The following is a 349-nucleotide window of genomic DNA, read 5'->3' on the forward strand; positions in this document are numbered from 1 at the left end:
TCAGTAGGCGGAGTCGACGTTGTCCATGGAGCCGTAGCGGTCGGCGGCGTAGTTGCAGGCGGCGACGATGTTGGCGACCGGGTCGGTCAGCTCGTCGGGGGTGCCTTCGACGTGGTAGCGGTCGAAGGTGGGCTGGATCACCTGCAGGAGGCCCTTGGAGGGGGTGCCCTTCTTGGCGTTGATGTCCCAGTCGTTGACCGCGTTGGGGTCACCGGCCGACTCGCGGATGATGTTGCGCTTGATGCCTTCGTAGGAGCCGGGGATGCCGTGCTCCTTCATGATGGCGCGGGCCTCGCGGATCCACCCGTCCAGGTTGTCCGCGTACTCCTTGCCACCAGCCTTCTTCTCG

The 349-nt window shown here is 65.6% G+C and carries 1 protein-coding gene; it reads right to left on the reverse strand.

All coding sequences use genetic code 11. The features are described from left to right. Nucleotides 1-349, reverse strand: a 349-nt coding sequence (locus tag JW613_RS35490) for a transglycosylase SLT domain-containing protein (RefSeq protein ID WP_209215315.1), incomplete at its 5' end; no start/stop codon positions are given.

Source organism: Streptomyces smyrnaeus (assembly GCF_017676345.1).
GTDB lineage: Bacteria > Actinomycetota > Actinomycetes > Streptomycetales > Streptomycetaceae > Streptomyces > Streptomyces smyrnaeus.